At 63.2% G+C, this 18,414-nt stretch carries 23 protein-coding genes; 10 read left to right on the top strand and 13 right to left on the bottom strand.

Features of this window, described 5'->3' with window-relative positions; translation table 11 throughout:
* Positions 1–2: 2 nt before the first annotated feature.
* Positions 3–788, bottom strand: coding sequence for an inositol monophosphatase family protein (locus F3H26_RS03060; protein WP_149774610.1), 786 nt, complete (start codon positions 786–788; stop codon positions 3–5).
* A 108-nt stretch (positions 789–896) separates the two neighbouring features.
* Entirely contained in the window at positions 897–1,802 is a 906-nt protein-coding gene (locus tag F3H26_RS03055; RefSeq protein ID WP_149774609.1) for a LysR family transcriptional regulator, read from the bottom strand.
* 94 nt (positions 1,803–1,896) lie between these two features.
* Between F3H26_RS03055 and metF the strand changes: the two genes are divergently transcribed.
* Both metF and F3H26_RS03045 read left to right on the top strand, forming a co-directional pair.
* The gene (gene metF / locus F3H26_RS03050; protein WP_149774608.1) at positions 1,897–2,763 is read left to right on the top strand and encodes a methylenetetrahydrofolate reductase [NAD(P)H]; all 867 of its coding nucleotides are present in this window, start codon (positions 1,897–1,899) and stop codon (positions 2,761–2,763) included.
* Between the two features lie 258 nt (positions 2,764–3,021).
* Positions 3,022–3,609, top strand: coding sequence for a J domain-containing protein (locus F3H26_RS03045; protein WP_223162415.1), 588 nt, complete (start codon positions 3,022–3,024; stop codon positions 3,607–3,609).
* A gap of 55 nt (positions 3,610–3,664) precedes the next feature.
* Here F3H26_RS03045 and F3H26_RS03040 read toward each other — a convergent pair whose 3' ends face one another.
* A complete protein-coding gene (locus F3H26_RS03040) occupies positions 3,665–4,183 on the bottom strand; it encodes a YHS domain-containing (seleno)protein (protein WP_149774606.1) in 519 nt (172 codons plus the stop codon).
* Positions 4,184–4,417: 234 nt separating this feature from the next.
* On the opposite strand from F3H26_RS03040, the gene yghU reads away from it, so the two are divergent.
* Complete coding sequence (gene yghU / locus F3H26_RS03035; protein WP_149774605.1) at positions 4,418–5,296, top strand: glutathione-dependent disulfide-bond oxidoreductase; 879 nt, start codon at positions 4,418–4,420, stop codon at positions 5,294–5,296.
* Positions 5,297–5,351: 55 nt separating this feature from the next.
* Here the strand turns inward: yghU and F3H26_RS03030 are convergent, their stop codons facing one another.
* Complete coding sequence (locus F3H26_RS03030; RefSeq protein ID WP_149774604.1) at positions 5,352–6,140, bottom strand: SseB family protein; 789 nt, start codon at positions 6,138–6,140, stop codon at positions 5,352–5,354.
* On the bottom strand, positions 6,133–6,720 hold the full coding sequence (locus F3H26_RS03025) for a uracil-DNA glycosylase family protein (RefSeq protein ID WP_149774603.1): 588 nt from the start codon (positions 6,718–6,720) through the stop codon (positions 6,133–6,135). Before F3H26_RS03025 ends, F3H26_RS03030 begins: the two co-directional genes overlap by 8 nt.
* A gap of 213 nt (positions 6,721–6,933) precedes the next feature.
* On the opposite strand from F3H26_RS03025, the gene F3H26_RS03020 reads away from it, so the two are divergent.
* Genes F3H26_RS03020 through F3H26_RS03005 form a run of 4 tightly spaced genes read left to right on the top strand, consistent with a single transcriptional unit; the run spans position 6,934 to position 11,496 of the window.
* Positions 6,934–7,593, top strand: coding sequence for an ABC transporter ATP-binding protein (locus F3H26_RS03020; protein ID WP_149774602.1), 660 nt, complete (start codon positions 6,934–6,936; stop codon positions 7,591–7,593).
* Positions 7,571–9,145, top strand: coding sequence for a capsule biosynthesis protein (locus F3H26_RS03015; RefSeq protein ID WP_149774601.1), 1,575 nt, complete (start codon positions 7,571–7,573; stop codon positions 9,143–9,145). Before F3H26_RS03020 ends, F3H26_RS03015 begins: the two co-directional genes overlap by 23 nt.
* A gap of 5 nt (positions 9,146–9,150) precedes the next feature.
* Positions 9,151–9,984 carry a 3-deoxy-8-phosphooctulonate synthase gene (kdsA, locus tag F3H26_RS03010; protein ID WP_149774600.1) on the top strand — a complete coding sequence of 278 codons (834 nt, stop codon included), beginning with the start codon at positions 9,151–9,153 and terminating at the stop codon, positions 9,982–9,984.
* A 15-nt stretch (positions 9,985–9,999) separates the two neighbouring features.
* Entirely contained in the window at positions 10,000–11,496 is a 1,497-nt protein-coding gene (locus F3H26_RS03005; protein ID WP_149774599.1) for a phosphomannomutase/phosphoglucomutase, read from the top strand.
* Positions 11,497–11,542: 46 nt separating this feature from the next.
* On the opposite strand, the gene F3H26_RS03000 is transcribed toward F3H26_RS03005, so the two are convergent.
* Complete coding sequence (locus F3H26_RS03000; RefSeq protein WP_149774598.1) at positions 11,543–13,534, bottom strand: AsmA family protein; 1,992 nt, start codon at positions 13,532–13,534, stop codon at positions 11,543–11,545.
* A gap of 94 nt (positions 13,535–13,628) precedes the next feature.
* Between F3H26_RS03000 and rimO the strand changes: the two genes are divergently transcribed.
* Positions 13,629–15,020, top strand: coding sequence for a 30S ribosomal protein S12 methylthiotransferase RimO (gene rimO / locus F3H26_RS02995; RefSeq protein ID WP_149774597.1), 1,392 nt, complete (start codon positions 13,629–13,631; stop codon positions 15,018–15,020).
* 66 nt (positions 15,021–15,086) lie between these two features.
* Here the strand turns inward: rimO and F3H26_RS02990 are convergent, their stop codons facing one another.
* The gene (locus F3H26_RS02990; RefSeq protein ID WP_223162414.1) at positions 15,087–15,275 is read right to left on the bottom strand and encodes a hypothetical protein; all 189 of its coding nucleotides are present in this window, start codon (positions 15,273–15,275) and stop codon (positions 15,087–15,089) included.
* 220 nt (positions 15,276–15,495) lie between these two features.
* Here F3H26_RS02990 and F3H26_RS02985 point away from each other — a divergent pair, with 220 nt between their 5' ends.
* A complete protein-coding gene (locus F3H26_RS02985; RefSeq protein WP_149774595.1) occupies positions 15,496–15,738 on the top strand; it encodes a CDGSH iron-sulfur domain-containing protein in 243 nt (80 codons plus the stop codon).
* A gap of 4 nt (positions 15,739–15,742) precedes the next feature.
* On the opposite strand, the gene F3H26_RS02980 is transcribed toward F3H26_RS02985, so the two are convergent.
* The 5 genes from F3H26_RS02980 to F3H26_RS02960 form a co-directional block, all read right to left on the bottom strand.
* On the bottom strand, positions 15,743–16,000 hold the full coding sequence (locus F3H26_RS02980; RefSeq protein ID WP_149774594.1) for a DUF6455 family protein: 258 nt from the start codon (positions 15,998–16,000) through the stop codon (positions 15,743–15,745).
* Positions 16,000–16,269, bottom strand: a complete 270-nt coding sequence (locus F3H26_RS02975) for a DUF6455 family protein (RefSeq protein WP_149774593.1) — start codon at positions 16,267–16,269, stop codon at positions 16,000–16,002. The genes F3H26_RS02980 and F3H26_RS02975 overlap by 1 nt, the downstream gene beginning before the upstream one ends.
* Positions 16,266–16,535, bottom strand: coding sequence for a DUF6455 family protein (locus F3H26_RS02970; protein ID WP_149774592.1), 270 nt, complete (start codon positions 16,533–16,535; stop codon positions 16,266–16,268). Before F3H26_RS02970 ends, F3H26_RS02975 begins: the two co-directional genes overlap by 4 nt.
* A gap of 69 nt (positions 16,536–16,604) precedes the next feature.
* Positions 16,605–16,973, bottom strand: a complete 369-nt coding sequence (locus F3H26_RS02965; RefSeq protein ID WP_149774591.1) for a YigZ family protein — start codon at positions 16,971–16,973, stop codon at positions 16,605–16,607.
* On the bottom strand, positions 16,970–17,680 hold the full coding sequence (locus tag F3H26_RS02960) for a M48 family metalloprotease (RefSeq protein ID WP_149774590.1): 711 nt from the start codon (positions 17,678–17,680) through the stop codon (positions 16,970–16,972). The genes F3H26_RS02965 and F3H26_RS02960 overlap by 4 nt, the downstream gene beginning before the upstream one ends.
* 117 nt (positions 17,681–17,797) lie before the next feature.
* Here F3H26_RS02960 and F3H26_RS02955 point away from each other — a divergent pair, with 117 nt between their 5' ends.
* A complete protein-coding gene (locus F3H26_RS02955; protein ID WP_149774589.1) occupies positions 17,798–18,046 on the top strand; it encodes a hypothetical protein in 249 nt (82 codons plus the stop codon).
* On the opposite strand, the gene F3H26_RS02950 is transcribed toward F3H26_RS02955, so the two are convergent.
* Positions 18,034–18,309 carry a DUF167 domain-containing protein gene (locus F3H26_RS02950; protein ID WP_149774588.1) on the bottom strand — a complete coding sequence of 92 codons (276 nt, stop codon included), beginning with the start codon at positions 18,307–18,309 and terminating at the stop codon, positions 18,034–18,036. The two genes, F3H26_RS02955 and F3H26_RS02950, sit on opposite strands and share 13 nt — an antisense overlap.
* Positions 18,310–18,414: the final 105 nt, after the last annotated feature.

Below are 18,414 nucleotides of genomic sequence, written 5' to 3'. Positions count from 1 at the left end.
GCTCAGCCCCGGATCACCTTGGCGAACTGGTCGAAGATCGGTTCGTTGGCGCAGATCACTTCGCCATCGTCCAGTATGCTGCCTTCGGGGTTCATCGGCTGCACAAGACCGCCGGCCTCTTTCACGATGATGATGCCCGCGGCCATGTCCCAGGCATTCAGGCGACGTTCCCAGAACCCTTCATAGCGGCCAGCGGCCACATAGGCCAAGTCCAGCGCCGCGGCGCCCCAGCGGCGCACGCCCGCGCAGACCGGCATCAGCCGGGCCAGATCCTGCAGCGTGGCCGGCAGATCCGAGCGTCCGCCGAACGGCAGGCCGGTCGAAAAGATCGACTCGATCATGCGATGCCGGCCCGACACGCGGATACGCATGTCGTTCATCCAGGCGCCCTCGCCCTTTTCGGCAAAGAACATCTCGTCCTTGGCCGGGTCATAGATCACGCCGGCGACGACCTTGCCCTTGTGCTCCAGCGCGATCGAAATGGCCCAGTGCGGCAGGCCGTGCAGGAAGTTGGTGGTGCCGTCCAGCGGATCGACGATCCAGCGCCGGGTCGGATCTTCGCCCTCGATCTCGCCGCCCTCCTCGGCCAGCCAGCCATAGGTGGGACGCGCGCCCAGCAGTTCCTCTTTCAGGATCTTCTCGGCGGCAATGTCAGCCTTCGAGACGAAATCGCCCGCGCCCTTCATCGACACCTGCAGGTTCTCGACTTCGCGAAAGTCCTTTACCAGCGATCGGCCCGCCTTGCGTGCGGCCTTGATCATGATGTTGAGATTTGCACTGCCAACCATTGTTCCGAGGCTCCTGTCCGGTCAAACCGCGCGTATACTGGCGCAACGGCCCCTTGCCAAGAGGAATGATGCGCATGGCAGCCCACCGTTTCGCGCGGGGCCGCGGCCCTATTGCGCCTGCAACTTGCGCGCCTCTTGGCTGGCCAGCTTGACCAACTCCTGCACAAAGGGCTTTTCCATGTCCTCGGTGCGCACGGCGGCGTAGAGGCGCCGCGTGATGCCATCCTTGGTCAGCGGGCGGGTCACATAGTCCGAGTTGTACTTGACCTCGCGCACGACCCAGTCGGGCAGGACCGAAATTCCTCGGTTCGATGCGACCAGCAACAGGATCACCGCCGTCAGCTCGACCTGCCGGATCGCCGCCGGTTCGACCCGCGCGGGGATCAGCAGCTGACTGAACACGTCCAGCCGGGTCCGTTCGACCGGATAGGTGATCAGGGTCTGGCCGCGGAAATCCTCGGCCTCGATATACGGTTTCTCGGCCAGCGGATGGGTCGATGCGGCGACGAAAACGGGGTTGTAGTCGAACAGCTCGATGAATTCGACGCCCGGCAGGTCTTCGGGGTCCGAGGAGACGACCAGATCGACCTCTTCCTTCTGCAGCGCGGGCAGCGCGTCAAAGGCCAGACCCGGCCGGATATCGACATCGACATCCGGCCACGACTTGCGGAAGGCCTCGAGCACCGGGAACAGCCACTCGAAACAGGCGTGGCATTCGATCGCGATGTGCATCCGCCCCGTACGCCCGTCGCGCAGCGAGGAAAACTCCTCCTGCATGGCCTCGACCTGCGGCAGGATCTGCTCGGCCAGGCGCAGCAGGCGCAGCCCCGCCGCCGACAGTTTCATCGGCTTCGACCGGCGCAGGAACAGCTCGACCCCGGCCTGATCCTCAAGCCCCTTGATCTGATGGCTCAGCGCCGATTGCGTGATGTTCAGCTGATCGGCCGCGCGCGCCAGTCCGCCGCAGTCATGGATGGCCTTGATCGTGCGCAGGTGCCGGAACTCGATGTGCATTTGAAGTCGAACTCATGTTGTTCTTGAGGAATATGAGTTTGTCTCACAGTCAGCATCGTGGCACAAGGGCCTGGTCACAAACAGCGAGACACCGATGACCAAGCCCGAGATCTCCTTTGAATTCTTCCCGCCACAAACGCTCGAAGCGTCGTTCCGGCTGTGGGATACGGTTCAGACCCTGGCACCGCTGGGGCCGCGATTCGTTTCGGTCACCTATGGCGCGGGCGGCACCACGCGCGAGCTGACGCGCGACGCCGTGGCGACGTTGCACAAATCGTCGGGATTGCCGGTGGCCGCGCACCTGACCTGTGTCGATGCCTCACGTGACGAGACCCTAGGCATCGCCGAGGAATTCGCCGCCGCCGGCGTCACCGACATCGTCGCCCTGCGCGGCGACCCGCCCAAGGGACAGGACCGGTTCACCCCGCACCCGGACGGGTTCGCGACCTCGGTCGAACTGATCGCCGCGCTGGCCCAGACCGGCAAGTTCAAGATCAGGGTCGGGGCCTATCCCGACATCCACCCCGAGGCCTCCGACGCACAGGCCGATATCGACTGGCTCAAGGCCAAGCTGGATGCCGGCGCCGACGAGGCGCTGACCCAGTTCTTCTTCGAAGCCGAGACCTTCTTTCGCTTTCGCGATGCCTGCGCCAAGGCGGGGATCGACAAGCCGATCGTGCCGGGCATTCTGCCAATCGAGAACTGGACCGGCGCCCGGAAATTCGCGAAACGCTGCGGTGCCCGCGTTCCCGGCTGGGTCGAGGATGCCTTTGAAAAGGCCATCCGCGACGACCGGCACGACCTGCTGGCCACCGCGCTGTGCACCGAACTGTGTTCGGACCTGATCGAGGGCGGCGTGGACAAGCTGCATTTCTACACGCTCAACCGCCCCGAACTGACGCGCGACGTGTGTTTCGCCCTGGGGATCACGCCCAAGGTCGATCTGCAACACGTCGCCTGACCTTTCTTGCCGAAATCCCCTGTGCTGGGGCCGCCCAGGCGGCCCCCTTTTTTCCGTCGGGCGACAGCGTAAAACCCGCTACGAACACAATTGCCGCGCAAACCTCGGACTGTTGTCCAGAAGCGCCCAATCATCTAATTTATTTGACACAAACACCGGTTGTACCGGAACATACGGGAACGTGTTTTAAAGAGTGATTTGGGTATGGAGCCAGTCGACAAAATTCAGGCTCGGGTTGATGCATTGCGGGCGCTTGGCTTGGATCAGACCGCAACGGCATCTGACATTCGCAACGCATGGCGCGACATCGCCTTTCGCGCCCATCCCGACCGCACCGGCGGGGATTGCGCACGGTTTGCCGAGGCCAAAGCGGCCTTTGACTTCCTCAGAAGCGAAGGGCTGGCCACCAAGGCCGCCGGCCCGGCACGGCCGCGCCGCCCCAAGCTCAGGGCGCGTCTGGTCGAATTGGCCGAAGATGCGCTGGAGTCGTGTCGATCGCTTCTCGGGGCCGGCGGCGCCTTGCCGCATGACGATCACCCCGCGCCCTGCCGAAATTCGGAGCAGACCAACGCAGACCACATTCCCTCGGCCGTGGGGTGCCGGGGGCGCGATCTGACGTTCTTCGTGGCCACGCCGGTCTGCGAGGGGAAGAACCGGGTCGCCCTGCCGACCTCGATTCTGACCAGCGGCCGCAAGTTCGAGGCCGAGATCCTGTCTTTTCAGGCTACGTCATCCGGCGCGGGAGAGGTCGTGGTTCCCGACACGATCCGCCAGCGCAAGTTCCCCGGGGCGAAAAGCGTGCGGATCCGGTTCGAGGCCGATCCGCACATGAGCGAGGCGTTCTGAAAACGCGAAAAGGCCCGGCAAGTCCCGCCGGGCCCGCGATCTTCGGTACAAAGGATCAGTTCTGTATCGGTCCGGCCGAGGTGAATTTGGGAATGACGCTGGTCGAGGCGTCCGCCGGCTCGATCTCGGGCCAGTTACCTTCGGCCAGGTTGATGTTGCCCGGCACGTCCTCTTCCCAGAAACCGACCACGACATCGGTGATGTTCAGGTACAGCTTGTCATCCACGATGCGCCACAGGTTGGGGTTGCCCGGCACCTTGCCCCCCTTGGACACGCCATAGGCGCAGTGCCCGTCATATTGCGGGGCGTAATAGGCGGGATTTTCAAGAAACTTCGCCCTGTTCTCCTCGGACGCGAAAGCCCAGGTGGCCCCGTTGTATTCGGCCGTGATGTCGGCGCGGCCGCGCACGGCTTCGGGTTGGGATTGCCCGATGGGCACCTGTTCGAGGTCGCGGTAGGCGACGACGTCATAGCCGGATACGGCATACCCGGTCCCGTCGACATATTGAGGCCCGGCAAAGGCCGGAACGCCCAGCATCATGGCGGCGACAAAAGTTAGTGCAAAACGGTTCATGTAGGTGATCCTTGTTCTGGAGGCGGTGTCCGCGTGGTCTTCGCAGCCGAGAATATTGGAATCCCCCCGGTCGCACAGCCCAGCTAACGCTGCTGTGACCGGCCACGAGAAAACGTGACCGAATTGCGGGGGTTTGTTTCACGAAACGCGCAACGTCGGGGGTTGGCCTCGGGGCGTGACGATACTACCTCTGGGACGACCCGGCGCGCCCGGCTTAGGCATGAAAGGCAGAAGATGAGCGACACATCCACCTATACCCCCCCGAAAGTCTGGACCTGGGACAGCGAAAGCGGCGGACGATTTGCCAGCATCAACCGCCCCATCGCGGGCGCCACCCATGACAAAGATCTGCCCGTGGGCAAGCATCCGCTGCAACTGTATTCGCTGGCTACTCCGAACGGGGTCAAGGTCACCGTGATGCTGGAAGAACTGCTGGCCCTGGGCCATGACGGCGCCGAATACGATGCATGGCTGATCAATATCGGCGAGGGCGATCAGTTCGGCTCGGGCTTTGTCGAGATCAATCCCAACTCGAAGATCCCCGCCCTGCTGGACCGGTCGGGCGACAAGCCGGTGCGCGTGTTCGAAAGCGGGTCGATCCTGTTCCACCTGGCCGAGAAATTCGGTGCGTTTCTGCCGAAATCCGGCCCGGAGCGCACCGAAGTGATGAACTGGTTGTTCTGGCAGATGGGCAGCGCGCCCTATCTGGGCGGCGGGTTCGGCCATTTCTATGCCTACGCGCCCGAGAAATGGGAATATCCGATCAACCGGTTTGCCATGGAAACCAAGCGCCAGCTGGACGTTCTGGACCGCGAATTGGCGCACAAACCCTTCATTGCCGGTGACGACTATTCCATCGCCGACATGGCGATCTGGCCGTGGTACGGGCAACTGGTTCTGGGCCGTCTGTACGACGCCGCCGAGTTCCTGGATGTCGAATCCTACACGAACGTGATGCGGTGGGCGAAAGAGATCGACGCACGCCCTGCGGTGCAGCGCGGCCGGATGGTCAACCGTGCCTTCGGCGAGCCGCACACCCAGCTGCGCGAACGCCACGATGCCAGTGATTTCGAGACGCGCACGCAGGACAAGCTGGAACAGGCCGCCGAATAGGCCGGCGCTTTTCTCAGCCATCTGACCGAAGATGCAGCGCCCCGGCGCTGCATTTTCATTTCAGGATCGGCGGTTTCTCCGGATCGCTTCCGGGCGCGGCGCGGACAGCTTCCGGGCGGGTCGGTTGCGGGATGTCGAACCGCAGCCCGACCGCCGACAGCGCCTCGGTCGCGGCATCGCCATCGGCAAAGAACCCAACGTCCAAAGCCCCGGCTTCGATCCCGGAAAAGGTCAGCGCCTCGGAAACCGCCTTGGCCAGCGCCGGTTCCGCGCCTTGGTCCGCATCGACGAAACCCAGCAGATGCCCGGCCCCGCCGTCCCGGGCGCGCGTCGCCACCAGGTAGGCGGCCGAGGCCAGCCCGACCGCCGTTGCCAGCTTGGCATCCAACGCCGTCAACAGCGCATCGGGCAAGCCGGCAGGCGGCAGAAACTCCTCCAGCCGCGCCTCGACCGCCTGCGGCGCGTGGCTGAGTGTCTCGGCCAGCCAGGTCAGCGCCTCGGCCGGGATCAGCATCGACGATGGCGCCACCTCGAGGTTCAGGCCCAGCCCGATCCCCTGCCCGCCCAGCATCCCGGCCAGAACCCGGCCCGACAGCGCCGCATAGGGTGCCGGCCTGCCTGCGAACTGCACAAGACGTTCCTCGCGGTCGAAGGCCAGGACGAAGCGCCCGTCGGCGACCTCGAACAGCTCGGGCGAGATGTTTTCGCCGCGCGCCTCTTCGGTCAGCATCAGAAACAGCTCGGAATCGGCAAGCCGATCGAAGAATCGCAGCCGTGCCGCATCGTCCTGCGGGCGGGCCTCCATCGCGGCATGGGCTGTGTCCAGGGCCGTGGTATCAGTCATTCAGCACCTCTTGCACCCGGGCGCGCAGAACCGGCAGCAGCTCGGCCTCGAACCAGGGGTTTTTCTTCAGCCATCCCGTATTGCGCCACGACGGATGAGGCAAGGCGAAGACCCGCGGCGCATGGTCCCGCCAGGCCCGGACCGTCTCGGTGACCGAGGATCGGGTGCCCAGGTGGAACCGATGGGCATGACCGCCGACCAGCACGGTCAAAGGGACCGCCCCCAATTCCCGCATGACCTTGGCATGCCAGGTCCTGTGGCAGATGGGCGGCGGCGGAAGATCGGCCTGCCGCGCGTCATAGCCGGGAAAACAAAAGGCCATCGGAACGATCGAGACCCGCGAAAGATCATAGAACTCGGCCGGGCCGAGCCCCAGCCAATCGCGCAGCCGGTCGCCGGACGGATCGGTAAACGGCCGGCCTGAATCGTGGACCCGCGCGCCCGGCGCCTGCCCCGCGACAAGGATCCGGGCGCCGGGACGGAACCACACCACCGGTCGCGGGCTGTGTCCGGTTGCCGTTGCGGCGAACCGCTCGGCGCACAATCGGCACGACCGGATCTGGTCGGACAGGCTTTCCATGAACTCCGCGCACCTTCTTCTGTTGAACCGGGCTTTGGCCTCCAGCGGACATTTCGGCCAAGTGCATGTCACAATCGTACGGAACAGTTTTCCGCGCGCATTGAAGATTTGTTTCACAATTCGACATAATGTAGCCAACATGGCCCGATAACAAAGGGTCTTTGGCCGGACAGTCTTGGCCGGACCGGAAAGAACAGGTTGCGCAGGCCGGAAATGCTCGAGTTTGAAAATGTCAGCAAATCCTTCTGGACCGGGACACGCCGCAAGGTGATCCTGGACCGGGCCTCGTTTCGGGTCGAGCTGGGAAAATCGCTGGGCATCCTTGCCCCGAACGGAACCGGAAAGACGACGCTCATCAACATGATGGCGGGCCTCGAAAAGCCGGACGAAGGCGTGATTCGCCGCGACTGCCGGGTCTCTTTCCCGATGGGGTTTACCGGCGGCGTGTCCAAACGCCTGTCGGCGCTGGAGAACGCGCGCTATATCGCCAAGATCTATGGAATGGACCCGGACTATGTCGAAGCCTATTGCAGCTGGCTGTGTGGTCTGGGCGAATATTTCGACCAGCCGCTGGCCACCTATTCCTCGGGGATGCGCGCAAGATTCACCTTCGCATTGATGCTGGCGCTGGACTTTGACATGTACCTGATCGACGAGGGCATGCCGGCAACCACGGATGTGGAATTCAACAAGAAGGCGGGTTCGATCCTGCAGGAGCGCCTGCGGACGACGACTCTGGTGATCGTATCGCACGACCCCAAGGTTCTTGAGAAATTCGCCAGGCAGGCGGCCGTCTTACTGGACGGTCGGCTTCACGTTTTTGAGTCTCTGGAAGAAGCGAAACAGGTGTATGACTACCAAACCCAAGGCTAAGAAATACGACCCGAACCGGGCTGCCAAGGGCGAAGGAACGGTCGAAGCCCGGGCCGAGGCCATTTCGCGCATTCGCAAGGCGACGCAGGGCGCGCCCGAAACGCCGGCGGGAACCGAGCTGGACGCGATCAAGCGCGAGGGGCTTACGGGGCGGCAACTGCGAATCGCACGGCGCATGGCGCAGAAACACGGCCTGGCGGCAACGTCGGACTGTGACGCTGTGCGGCTGCTGCGCAAAAAGGGGATCGACCCGTTCCCCCGCAAGAATCTGCTGGATATCGTCGGCCAACCGGACGATGCCCCTGCCCCGGACGGCAAACCCAAGGATCAGGTCAAGATCCACCTGCCGCAGACGGTCAAGGAAAAGACCGCGAATCTGCCAGGCCCCGAACTGAGCCCGGCCGAGCGTCGTGCGTTCGAGATTGGCCAGATCCAGAAAGACATTGCCCGGCGGCGGCGGCGCAAGCTGATCGGTCTGTTCGCCCGCCTGGCCGCCTTCGTGCTGCTGCCGACACTGGTGGTCGGATATTATTTCTACAAGGTGGCAACGCCGATGTATGCCAGCAATTCGGAATTTCTGATCCTGCAGGCCGATGGCGGCCCGGGCAGCATCGGCGGGTTGCTGGCCGGGACGCAATTTGCGACGACCCAGGATTCGATCTCGGTTCAATCCTTCCTGGAATCGAAAGAGGCGCTGCTGCTTCTGGATCGTGACGCCGGGTTTTCGAAGGTCTTTCAGCAAGACTGGATCGACCCCATCCAACGGCTTGAACCGGATGCGACCCTGGAAGACGCCTTCAAGCTGTACAAGCGCATGATCACCATCGGCTATGATCCGACCGAAGGCGTGATTCGGATGGAAGTCGCGGCACCGGATCCGGAAACGGCGACCCTGTTCTCGGAGAAACTGATTTCCTATGCCGAAGACCGTGTGAATGCCCTGTCCGAGAAGAAACGCGAAGACCAGATGCGCGACGCCGTCGAAAGCTTCGAAGCGGCACAGGCGGCCCGACGCAAGGCGCAGGAAGACCTGATCGAGTTGCAGCTTGAAGGGGCCGTTCTGGACCCGGAGAACGTGATCGCCAGCCTGCGCGCTCGCATCAATGAAATCGAGATTCAGCTGCAGGACAAGGAACTGCAACTGGCCGCCCTGCTGGACAACCCGCGCCCGAACCAGGCCAAGGTCGACGGCGTGCGCGCCGATATCGAGCGCTTGCAGGCGGTGCTGGAGGAGTTGAACGCCGAGATGCTGGATGCGTCTGCCGGCGAGAACTCTTTGGCGCGGCTGAGCGTTCGCATCCAGATGGCCCAGGCTGATCTTGCGGCCCGGGACATGATGTTGCAGACCGCCATGCAGCAGATGGAGAACACCCGGACCGAGGCCAACCGTCAGGTCCGATACCTGACCGTTTCGGTCAACCCGGTGCCCAGCCAGGAGCCCAGCTATCCGCGCAAGTTCGAAAATACGATTTTGGCATTCCTGCTGTTTGCTGGTATCTACCTGATGATCTCGCTGACCGCGTCAGTCCTCCGTGAACAGGTATCTTCGTAGAGCACATGCAACATGTAAAAATCGCCGACCTGACGGTCGGCAACGATCTTCCGCTGACCGTCATCGCCGGGCCGTGTCAGCTTGAATCCGCCGACCATGCCCAGATGATCGCTGGTCGGATGAAGGAAATCTGTGACAAGGCCGGAGCGCAATACGTCTTCAAGGCCTCGTATGACAAGGCCAATCGCACGTCTCTGTCCGGCAAGCGCGGAATGGGGATCGATGCGGGCCTCAAGGTTCTGGACAACATCCGCAAGACGATGGGGGTTCCGGTCCTGACCGACGTTCACACCGAAGCACAATGCGCCGTCGCGGCCGAAGCGGTGGATACCCTGCAGATCCCCGCGTTCCTGTGCCGTCAGACCGACATGTTGTTGGCTGCGGGAGAAACCGGCAAGGCGGTCAACGTCAAGAAGGGTCAGTTCCTGGCCCCATGGGAGATGCCGAACATCGTCGAGAAGATCGAAAGTACCGGCAATCGGAACATCCTGCTGACCGAGCGCGGAACTTCCTTTGGCTACAACACTCTGGTTGCCGACATGCGGTCGCTTCCGCAAATGGCGCAGACAGGATATCCGGTCGTGATGGACGCCACGCATTCGGTGCAGCAGCCCGGTGGCCGGGGCGGATCGTCGGGTGGTCAGCGCGAATTCGCGCCGGTCATGGCCCGCGCCGCGGTATCGTTGGGCATTGGTGCGGTGTTCATCGAAACTCACCAAGACCCGGACAACGCGCCGTCGGACGGGCCCAACATGATCCCGCTGGACCAGATGGGCGACCTGATCGGGACACTTATGCAGTTCGACGCCCTCGCCAAAGCCAACCCAGTTCAGATTTAATGATTGAGGCCTGTTATGACCAAACCCTTGTCCGAGGTGACACCGAACACCTGGAGCTTTCTGCGCGACGCGATGATCGCGCCCACCGGCTTTCGCGAATATGACGCGCGCTGGAAATACCCCGACGAAATCAACCTGCCCGGCATGACAGCACTGGGCCTTGGCTTGGGCACGCAGATGCACCGGCGCGGGATCAAGCCCGAGATCGCGGTCGGCAACGACTATCGCGACTATTCTCTGGCGATCAAGAACGCGCTGATCCTCGGCCTGATGCAGGCGGGCATCCGGGTCAAGGACATCGGCCCGGCGCTGTCGCCCATGGCCTATTTCGCCCAGTTCCATCTGGATGTCCCGGCCGTGGCGATGGTGACCGCCAGCCACAACCCGAACGGCTGGACCGGGGTCAAGATGGGTTTTGACCGCCCGCTGACCCATGGCCCCGATGAAATGTCCGAACTGCGCGACATCGTGCTGAACGGCGAAGGCGTGGCCCGCCCCGGTGGATCCTACGAATTCGTCGATGGCGTGAAAGAGGCCTATATCGACGATCTGGTCGGCGATTTCAAAATGTCGCGCCCGCTCAAGGTGGTCTGTGCCACCGGCAACGGCACGGCATCGGCCTTTGCACCGGAAGTCTTCGAGCGGATCGGGGTCGAGGTCGTACCCAGCCACAACCGGCTGGACTACACCTTCCCCAACTACAACCCCAACCCCGAAGCGATGGAGATGCTGCACGACATGGCCGCGACCGTCAAAGCGACGGGCGCGGATCTGGCCTTGGGGTTTGACGGCGACGGAGACCGCTGCGGCGTGGTCGACGACGAAGGCGAAGAGATCTTTGCCGACAAGGTCGGTGTGATCATGGCGCGCGATCTGGCCAAGCTGCATCCCGGCGCCACTTTCGTGGCCGACGTGAAATCGACCGGCCTGTTCGCCAGCGATCCCGAACTGCAGGCGCTTGGCGTCAAGACCGATTATTGGAAAACCGGCCACAGCCACATGAAGCGGCGTGTGAAGGAAATCGGCGCGCTGGCCGGGTTCGAGAAATCCGGCCACTATTTCCTGGCCGAGCCCGTCGGGCGCGGATATGACTGCGGCATGCGGGTGGCCGTCGAAATCTGCAAGCTGATGGACCGGAACCCGGACAAAAGCATGTCGGACCTGCGCCGCGCGCTGCCCAGGACATGGTCGACCCCGACCATGTCGCCCTATGCCGCCGACACCGAGAAATACGACATCCTGGCCCGCCTGGTCGACAAACTGGTCGCCAAGGCCGAGGCGCAGGAAACGCTGGCCGGGCGCCCCATCAAAGAGGTGGTCACGGTCAACGGCGCGCGCGTGATCCTGGACAATGGCAGCTGGGGCTTGGTGCGAGCTTCGTCGAACACGCCCAACCTGGTGGTGGTCTGTGAAAGCAGCGAGAGCGAGCAGGAAATGCGCGCCATTTTCGCCGACATCGATGCCGTGATCCGCACCGAACCCGGCGTGGGCGACTACGACCAGACGATCTGACGGCGAAGGGGGTGCCGCCGTCGGCACCCCCCCCTTTTGCCCGGGATCAGTTGTTCCCCAGAAGTTTCAGCAGGCCTTTCACGGCCTCTTCTTCAAGCTTTTTCTTGACCGCATCTTCGATCTGGTCGCTGTCGGTGATGGTCGTATCCAGCTCTTCACCGACTTTCTTCAGAACCTTCTGCTTGGCGTCCTGTTCCAGCTCTTTCAGCTCTTCGCCAGTGGCCGCCTCGATCACCTTGCTCAGATCCGGTCTGATCGACGGGTTGCTCCACGGGCCCTGGATCCGCACGGGAACGGCCAGCCCCTCGCCTGAATTGGCGCGCAGGGCCACCGGCGTGAACACATAGTCGATATCCCGCCGCCCCAGTCCGATTCGGCCAGACCCGTCCGCGCGGAAATTGTCCAGCTGCATCAGCAGGTCATCGTTTCTGAGGTTACCGTCGCGGATCACGAATGAGGCCGTCAGGCTGTTGAACACCGTCGTCCCGCCCACGCCATCGCCACGCCCCATCAGACGGTCAAGGTCGATCCCCGAGATGACCCCTTTGCCCACCTTCAGGCTGCCCTTGCCACTGACCGAGCGCATGATCTGGTCTTCGCTCTGACCTTCACCGAGGAATTCCAGGTCCAGCGCCGCCTTGCCCGACAACCGTTCGACCCCCGCCAGCGCCGTCAAAGCCTGCTGCAGGTCGACCCCCTGCGCCGCCAGCTTGCCGCCGACCGACAATCCGTTGCGGTTGTTGGCGACCACCTGCCCGGTCAGTTGTCCCGCGAACAGCGTGGCCGGGTTCATCTGCAGGACCGCACGCGACCGGTCGAGGCCGAGCGTCAGGTCGCTTGCGCCGAACTCGAGCCCGGGAACCGCGATCGACTCGGCCCTCAGGCGGATCTGCCCATTGGCCAGGCCAAGAACCGATGCGTCGATCGGCTGCTTTGACCATCCGTCGTCGCCCCGTGGTGACGATCCGGCGTTCGAAGCATCGCTATTGGGTCGGTGCCGGGTCTGCGCACCAGCATCCGCATCCGCGACACGCGACAGATCCAGATGGCCGGCCGTCAGGTTTGCGGTGATCTGCGGCGTGGCGGCGACAAGGATGTCTGCATCGCCCGCGATATGGTTCTGATCAAGCGCGACCTGCACGTCGCGCAGCGCGATGCGCCCGTCGCGGGTATAGGTCATCAGTCCGCTCACGTCGGCCACCCGGCCCAGGCCCAGGGGTACGGTCACACCGGCCTGGCCAAAAGCGGCCAGCATCTTGTGAGTATCGGTCGTCGTGACCCGGGTGCGCCCGTCCATTTCCCCGGCCAGATTGACGCGCCCGTCAAAGTTCACCTGGCCGCCGGGGGCGCTCAGATCCAGCGCCAGCGGCGTCGCCTGACCTGAAGAAAAGGCCGGCAGGTCCGATATGCTCAACGACACCGCGACCGCGCCACCCGGCACGGGCATTTCCGCGTCCATCCGCATCGGCTCGGAAATGTCGGGCCAGCTGGCCGACAGATCCACATTCGCGAAATCCATGCGAACCGCGCCGTCTTCGACATAGATCAGCCGGGCATTGGTCAGCTCCAGCTTGTCCAGCGTCACGGAACTGGGCTGCGATGCGGGTTTCGGCCCGTCGGGCGGCAAGGCGGCCTGGGCTGGCGCAGCCTGTTGGCGGGGTGCCAGTTCCCAGTTTCCGCGCCCATCGGACAATTCCAGCCGCAGGACCGGGTCGCGCGCCAAAACACGACCGATCCGTACCTCGCCACCCAGAAGGGCCGAGGCATCAACGCCCACCTCCAGACTGGACGCGCTGAGCATCGGCTCGGGTCCGGCCCAGGGGGCATTCGCAAATCGCACCGGTCCAGTCTCCAGGCCCAGAACGGGCCAGAATGAAATCCGTACGTCGCCCTCAAGCGCAAGGTCGCGCCCGGTCTGGGCCTTGACCTGCTCCTCCAGGATCGCGCCAAGCTTGTCGCCCGGCATCATCAGCAATGCCCCGATGGTCAATCCGATGGCGGCCAACAGAATGAAAAGAATGCGAAACAGCCACTTCATGGTTTCTTGGAACCCCTGTTGCCCTTTGCCTGAACCATGTCTGCCCGACGCGTGGGATTTGCAAGGGGAAGATTTCCCCACTATATGCCGCGCCATGAGCACCAACCCACCCAACCTCCGCCCCGACCTGGCGCCCGCCGCCCGCATCTCAGACGCGCCCCGCGCCGATCAGCCGACCATCGGCATGGTCTCGCTGGGTTGCCCCAAGGCGCTGGTGGACAGCGAGCGCATCCTGACCCGCCTGCGGGCCGAGGGCTATGGCATCTCGCCCGACTATGCCGGCGCCGACGCGGTGATCGTGAATACCTGCGGGTTTCTCGACAGCGCCAAGGCCGAAAGCCTCGAGGCGATCGGCGAGGCGCTGGTGGAGAATGGCAAGGTGATCGTCACCGGCTGCCTGGGGGCCGAGCCGGACTATATCCGCGAACACCACCCGCGCATCCTGGCCGTGACCGGCCCGCATCAATACGAACAGGTGTTGGACGCCGTGCACAGCGCGGTGCCGCCCGACCCGAACCCTTTCGTCGATCTTCTGCCGGCTTCAGGCGTCAAGCTGACCCCGCGCCACTTCAGCTATCTGAAGATTTCCGAGGGCTGCAATCACAAGTGCCGATTTTGCATCATCCCCGACATGCGCGGCAAGCTGGCCAGCCGCCCCGCCCACGCCGTGCTACGCGAGGCGGAAAAGCTGGTGGAAAACGGCGTGCGCGAATTGCTGGTCATCAGCCAGGACACCTCGGCCTATGGGCTGGACCGCAAATATGACTTGAACCCGTGGAAAGACCGCGAGGTGCGCAGCCACATCACCGACCTGGCGCGCGAGCTGGGCCAGATGGAGGCCTGGGTGCGGCTGCATTACGTCTATCCCTATCCGCATGTGCGCGAGTTGATCCCGCTGATGGCGGATGCGGGCTGCAACCTGCTGCCCTATCTCGACATCCCCTTCCAGCACGCCCACCCCGACGTTCTGAAACGCATGGCGCGCCCCGCGGCAGCGGCGAAAACGCTGGACGAGATCGCCGCCTGGCGCGAGATCTGCCCCGACATCACCCTGCGTTCGACCTTCATCGTGGGCTACCCCGGCGAGACCGAGGCCGAGTTCCAGACGCTGCTGGACTGGATGGACGAGGCGCAGCTGGATCGGGTGGGCTGTTTCAAATACGAAAACGTCGATGGCGCCCGCTCGAACGACCTGCCCGATCACGTCCCCGAAGAGGTCAAGCAGGAGCGCTGGGAACGCTTCATGGAAAAGGCGCAGGCGATCTCCGAGGCGAAGCTGGCCGCCAAGGTGGGCCAGACGATCGAGGTGATCGTGGATCAGGTGGACGAGGACGCCGCCATCTGCCGCACCAAGGCCGACGCGCCGGAGATCGACGGAAACCTGTTCATCGACGACGATTTCGAGACACTTCGTCCCGGCGACATCGTCACGGTTCAGGTGGACGAAGCCGGGGAATACGACCTGTGGGGGAAGTTGCTGCGCTGAGGCACAGCCCACGAAAAACAGGCGGCCCCAGAGGGACCGCCTGCGAAAGTCAAAATTGGCAAAGCCTCACTGGCTGACCGGGTTGCAGACGGTCTGGCCTGCTTCCGTGGTTGCCAGCTCGTATCCGGCCGAGCAGCTGGGCGTGCCGTATTTGTCGTAATCGGGCTGGACGTAGACCGGAGTGGGTTCTTCCTGCTGACCGCAGGCGGTCAGGATCAAGCCAAATGCGGCTGCGGCAGCGAATTTCAGTTTCATGTCCATCAATCCTTCAATACTTTTCTGATATTGCCCAACTTTTCGGGACCGCATCCAGAATACGGGCAATATGGCTGCGTGGCAACATTTTGGATCACACGGTCGTGAACCAAGGCGAATCCATGCCGTGTGCCCCATTTCTTGCCCAGGCAAAGGCAATCCGTCAGGATGCTGCGCAACCCGAACCAATTGAGGATTTTTCCCTGAAAGGACAAGCAAGATGGCTGAACCACCGATGATCGCCCGCAAGGCCCCCTATCCAGTCGAGGTGATCGAAGGAAAAACCGATTTCTGGTGCCGGTGCGGGCGGTCCAAGCGTCAGCCACTGTGTGACGGTTCACACAAGGGCACCGGAATCGAACCCGTCTCATACAAGGCTGAAGCGACGCGGAAGGTCTTTTTTTGTGGATGCAAGCAAACCCGAAACCCTCCGGTTTGCGACGGCACGCATTCCCGGCTCTAGCCGCTCAGCGCAATTGCCTCAGAGCATCCGCAATCGCGCAACAAGGCGGCTCGGGCGTCATTTCGTGCTGTTGCTCGGCCAGCCACAGGACGCAGCCTTCGCTGCAGTCGGCCGCCCTGCATCGGGTGACGATCTCGGCATAGGCCTGGTGGCTCAGACGCCCGTCGGCCATGGCTTCGGTCAGCGAAACACCCATGCGACGGGCAACAGAGCGGGCAAGCCAGAAGTGTTTTTCGATATCTCCCAGTTGTATGTGCCGCATCACGACTCCTGACCCGTCTCTGCACGAATTCGATGAAACAGCCCGAGATTGGGACAGGCGAAAGGTACCCGCGCCCCGATCTTCGCGCCTGACAGCCAATCTCGGCACATCTCTGCCCGTCCGCAGCTGCGGCAGCGCTGAACCGCTTGTGCCCAATCCCGCTGCGTCAGACCACCCGACCGGTAGGCACCGAGCAGATCCGTGCGGGTGACGCGCCCCATTTTCAGCACAAGGCGCAGATGGCGCGCGGTGTCTCCCAGAACCTTCATGACTGCCCCCGAGAAATCCGACGCAAACGACCAAGCATCTCGCGGTTTCTGCAGAATTCCGGCGGCTTGCCCCCGAACCCCTCGCCGGCCAGACCGCGCGCGCAACAGGCCGGGTCCGGACATTCGGCGCACCGCAACACAGCATCTGACAACTGGTCAAGTGAAACTGCGCCCGAAATCGCGGCTTGCTGCAGGTCGACGCCCACCTGATCCGCCATCCGGTCCAACAAATCCGCATGTCGCTTCAGCGTCGCTTTGGGTGTCATGGCCCGGCCTTTCCTGATACCGATGGCCTAGACGATACGGCAAATGCGCCGCGCGGCCCTTGATACAGGTCAAGCGGTCGCCCCAAGACGGTCCAGATAGGCCCGCGTCGCATCCTGAACCCGCCGGAACCTGTCGCCACCCAATTTCTTTCCGCCATACCAGCGCGTGACGATGATCACGTGGTTCTCCAGCCCCGCCCGCTGCATCATGCGCAGGATGACCATGGCCGCTCCGGCTTCGCCATCATCGGCCTTGAGGGCACCCGTCGGCAGAACAGCAGCCCACGTGTTGTGGGTGGCCTTGGCATACAGCTTGTCAGCCTTCAACGCCCGCAACACGGCATCGATGTCGTCACGGCTTGCGACCGACGCGCCCGAAACCGCATATTTCGAGCCCCGGTCGGTCAAAACAACGCCAAGGCGGGTCAGTTCCGTCATTCCACCAGCCCCAGATCGGCTGCGGTCTTTAGCACGACCTCGACCCGTCTGGCATTGGGCGGGTGCGACGCCAGGAAACGGTCTCCCGGGTCGGGGATGCGGCTGAAATAGGCCATTCCCTTCAGCGGATCGTATCCCGCTTCGTTGGTGATGACGGTCCCCAAAATGTCCGCTTCCAACTCGAACGCCTTGGCATAGCTCTGCATGCCCACTTCGGCGCCCAGTTGTTGCGCGCGCTCGATCTCGTCCGGCCCCTCGCCCTGGGCTTTGGCCAACTCGCCAAAGACGCGCGCACCCTCCTTGGCGTTTTCGATCTGGCGCGCGATATGGCCCATGATGTGATGCGCGGCCTCGTGGCCCATCACAAAGGCCATCTCGTCGCCGTTGCGGGCCGACCCGATCATGCCTTGGTTGAAAATCACAAGCGGCCGGCCGTGCTCGTCCAGCGTCTGAAAGGCGTTGGGCTGGGAAAACGGCCCAAGGTCCACAAGGATCACGAAGTCACAATTCTGGCCCTTCGTCTGCCGGCGGCATTCCGCGCCCGCAGCCCTTGCAACCGCGCGGCTGACCTGGCGAAAGGTTTCGGCCTTGTCCCGCAAGGCAGGAGAGCTCGGCGCCCAGGCCTCGGCCGGCACCAGAACGTGGCGCTCGACGGCGGCGCCGCACCCGGACAAGGCCAGCAGCAGCAAGACAAAAACGCGGCGCATCCACGATATCCTTCCCTCAGATCCGGCGGAAAGCCTAGCGCAGCCGAACCCGAGAGGCCACAGCGGGCGAACCGATCGATGGTTGCATTGGGTCATCGGGCCGGGCACTGTTGAATCATGTTTTCGATTGAACATGAATTCGACTCGACGGTCATCACCCTGGTGGACGAAGGCCCGCCGCCCCTGCAGGAAGACGTGGTCATCAACAGCTTTGCCGAATGCGTCACCATCGAACAGCTGGACCCACGGACCGACCGCATCCAGAAGATCACGCTGTCGGTCGGGCAGTTGCGCGACCTTGCCGCCGCGCTGGACCTGCCCGAAGGGGTCTATCAGATTCGTGAGACGGACGATCAAGGATCATAGGCGAACAGCTTGTCCCGCGCGGTCTGCCCCTGCACGAGGGTCAGTCGAGAGGGCGCGACGCCCATCGCCTTGGCCAGAATTCGGGCCACCGCCTTGTTTGCCTTGCCATCCTCGGCCGGGGCCGTGACCCAGATCTGGATGACCGAACCATCCACCTGCATGCGATCCCGCGCGGCCTTGGGTGTCGCGCGCACGGCGATTCGTTGCCCCTCCCTGGCCAGATGGCTCAGATCCGGCAGGTGTTTCAACTTTGGTCCGGCCATGCAACGTCTTCCATTTGGTCGATTGAATTGCGCCTGAGTCTTTCGGGATGAGAGTTTGCCCTTGAAATGCCGCCTTGTCTGCCCGAAATACCAATGGCCCATGTG

Origin of the sequence: Ruegeria intermedia, assembly GCF_900129345.1 — a bacterium.
Classification (GTDB): Bacteria; Pseudomonadota; Alphaproteobacteria; order Rhodobacterales; family Rhodobacteraceae; genus Ruegeria; species Ruegeria intermedia.
Note: the sequence above shows the minus strand (reverse complement) of the source record. Positions and strands in the feature narration are given on the sequence as shown.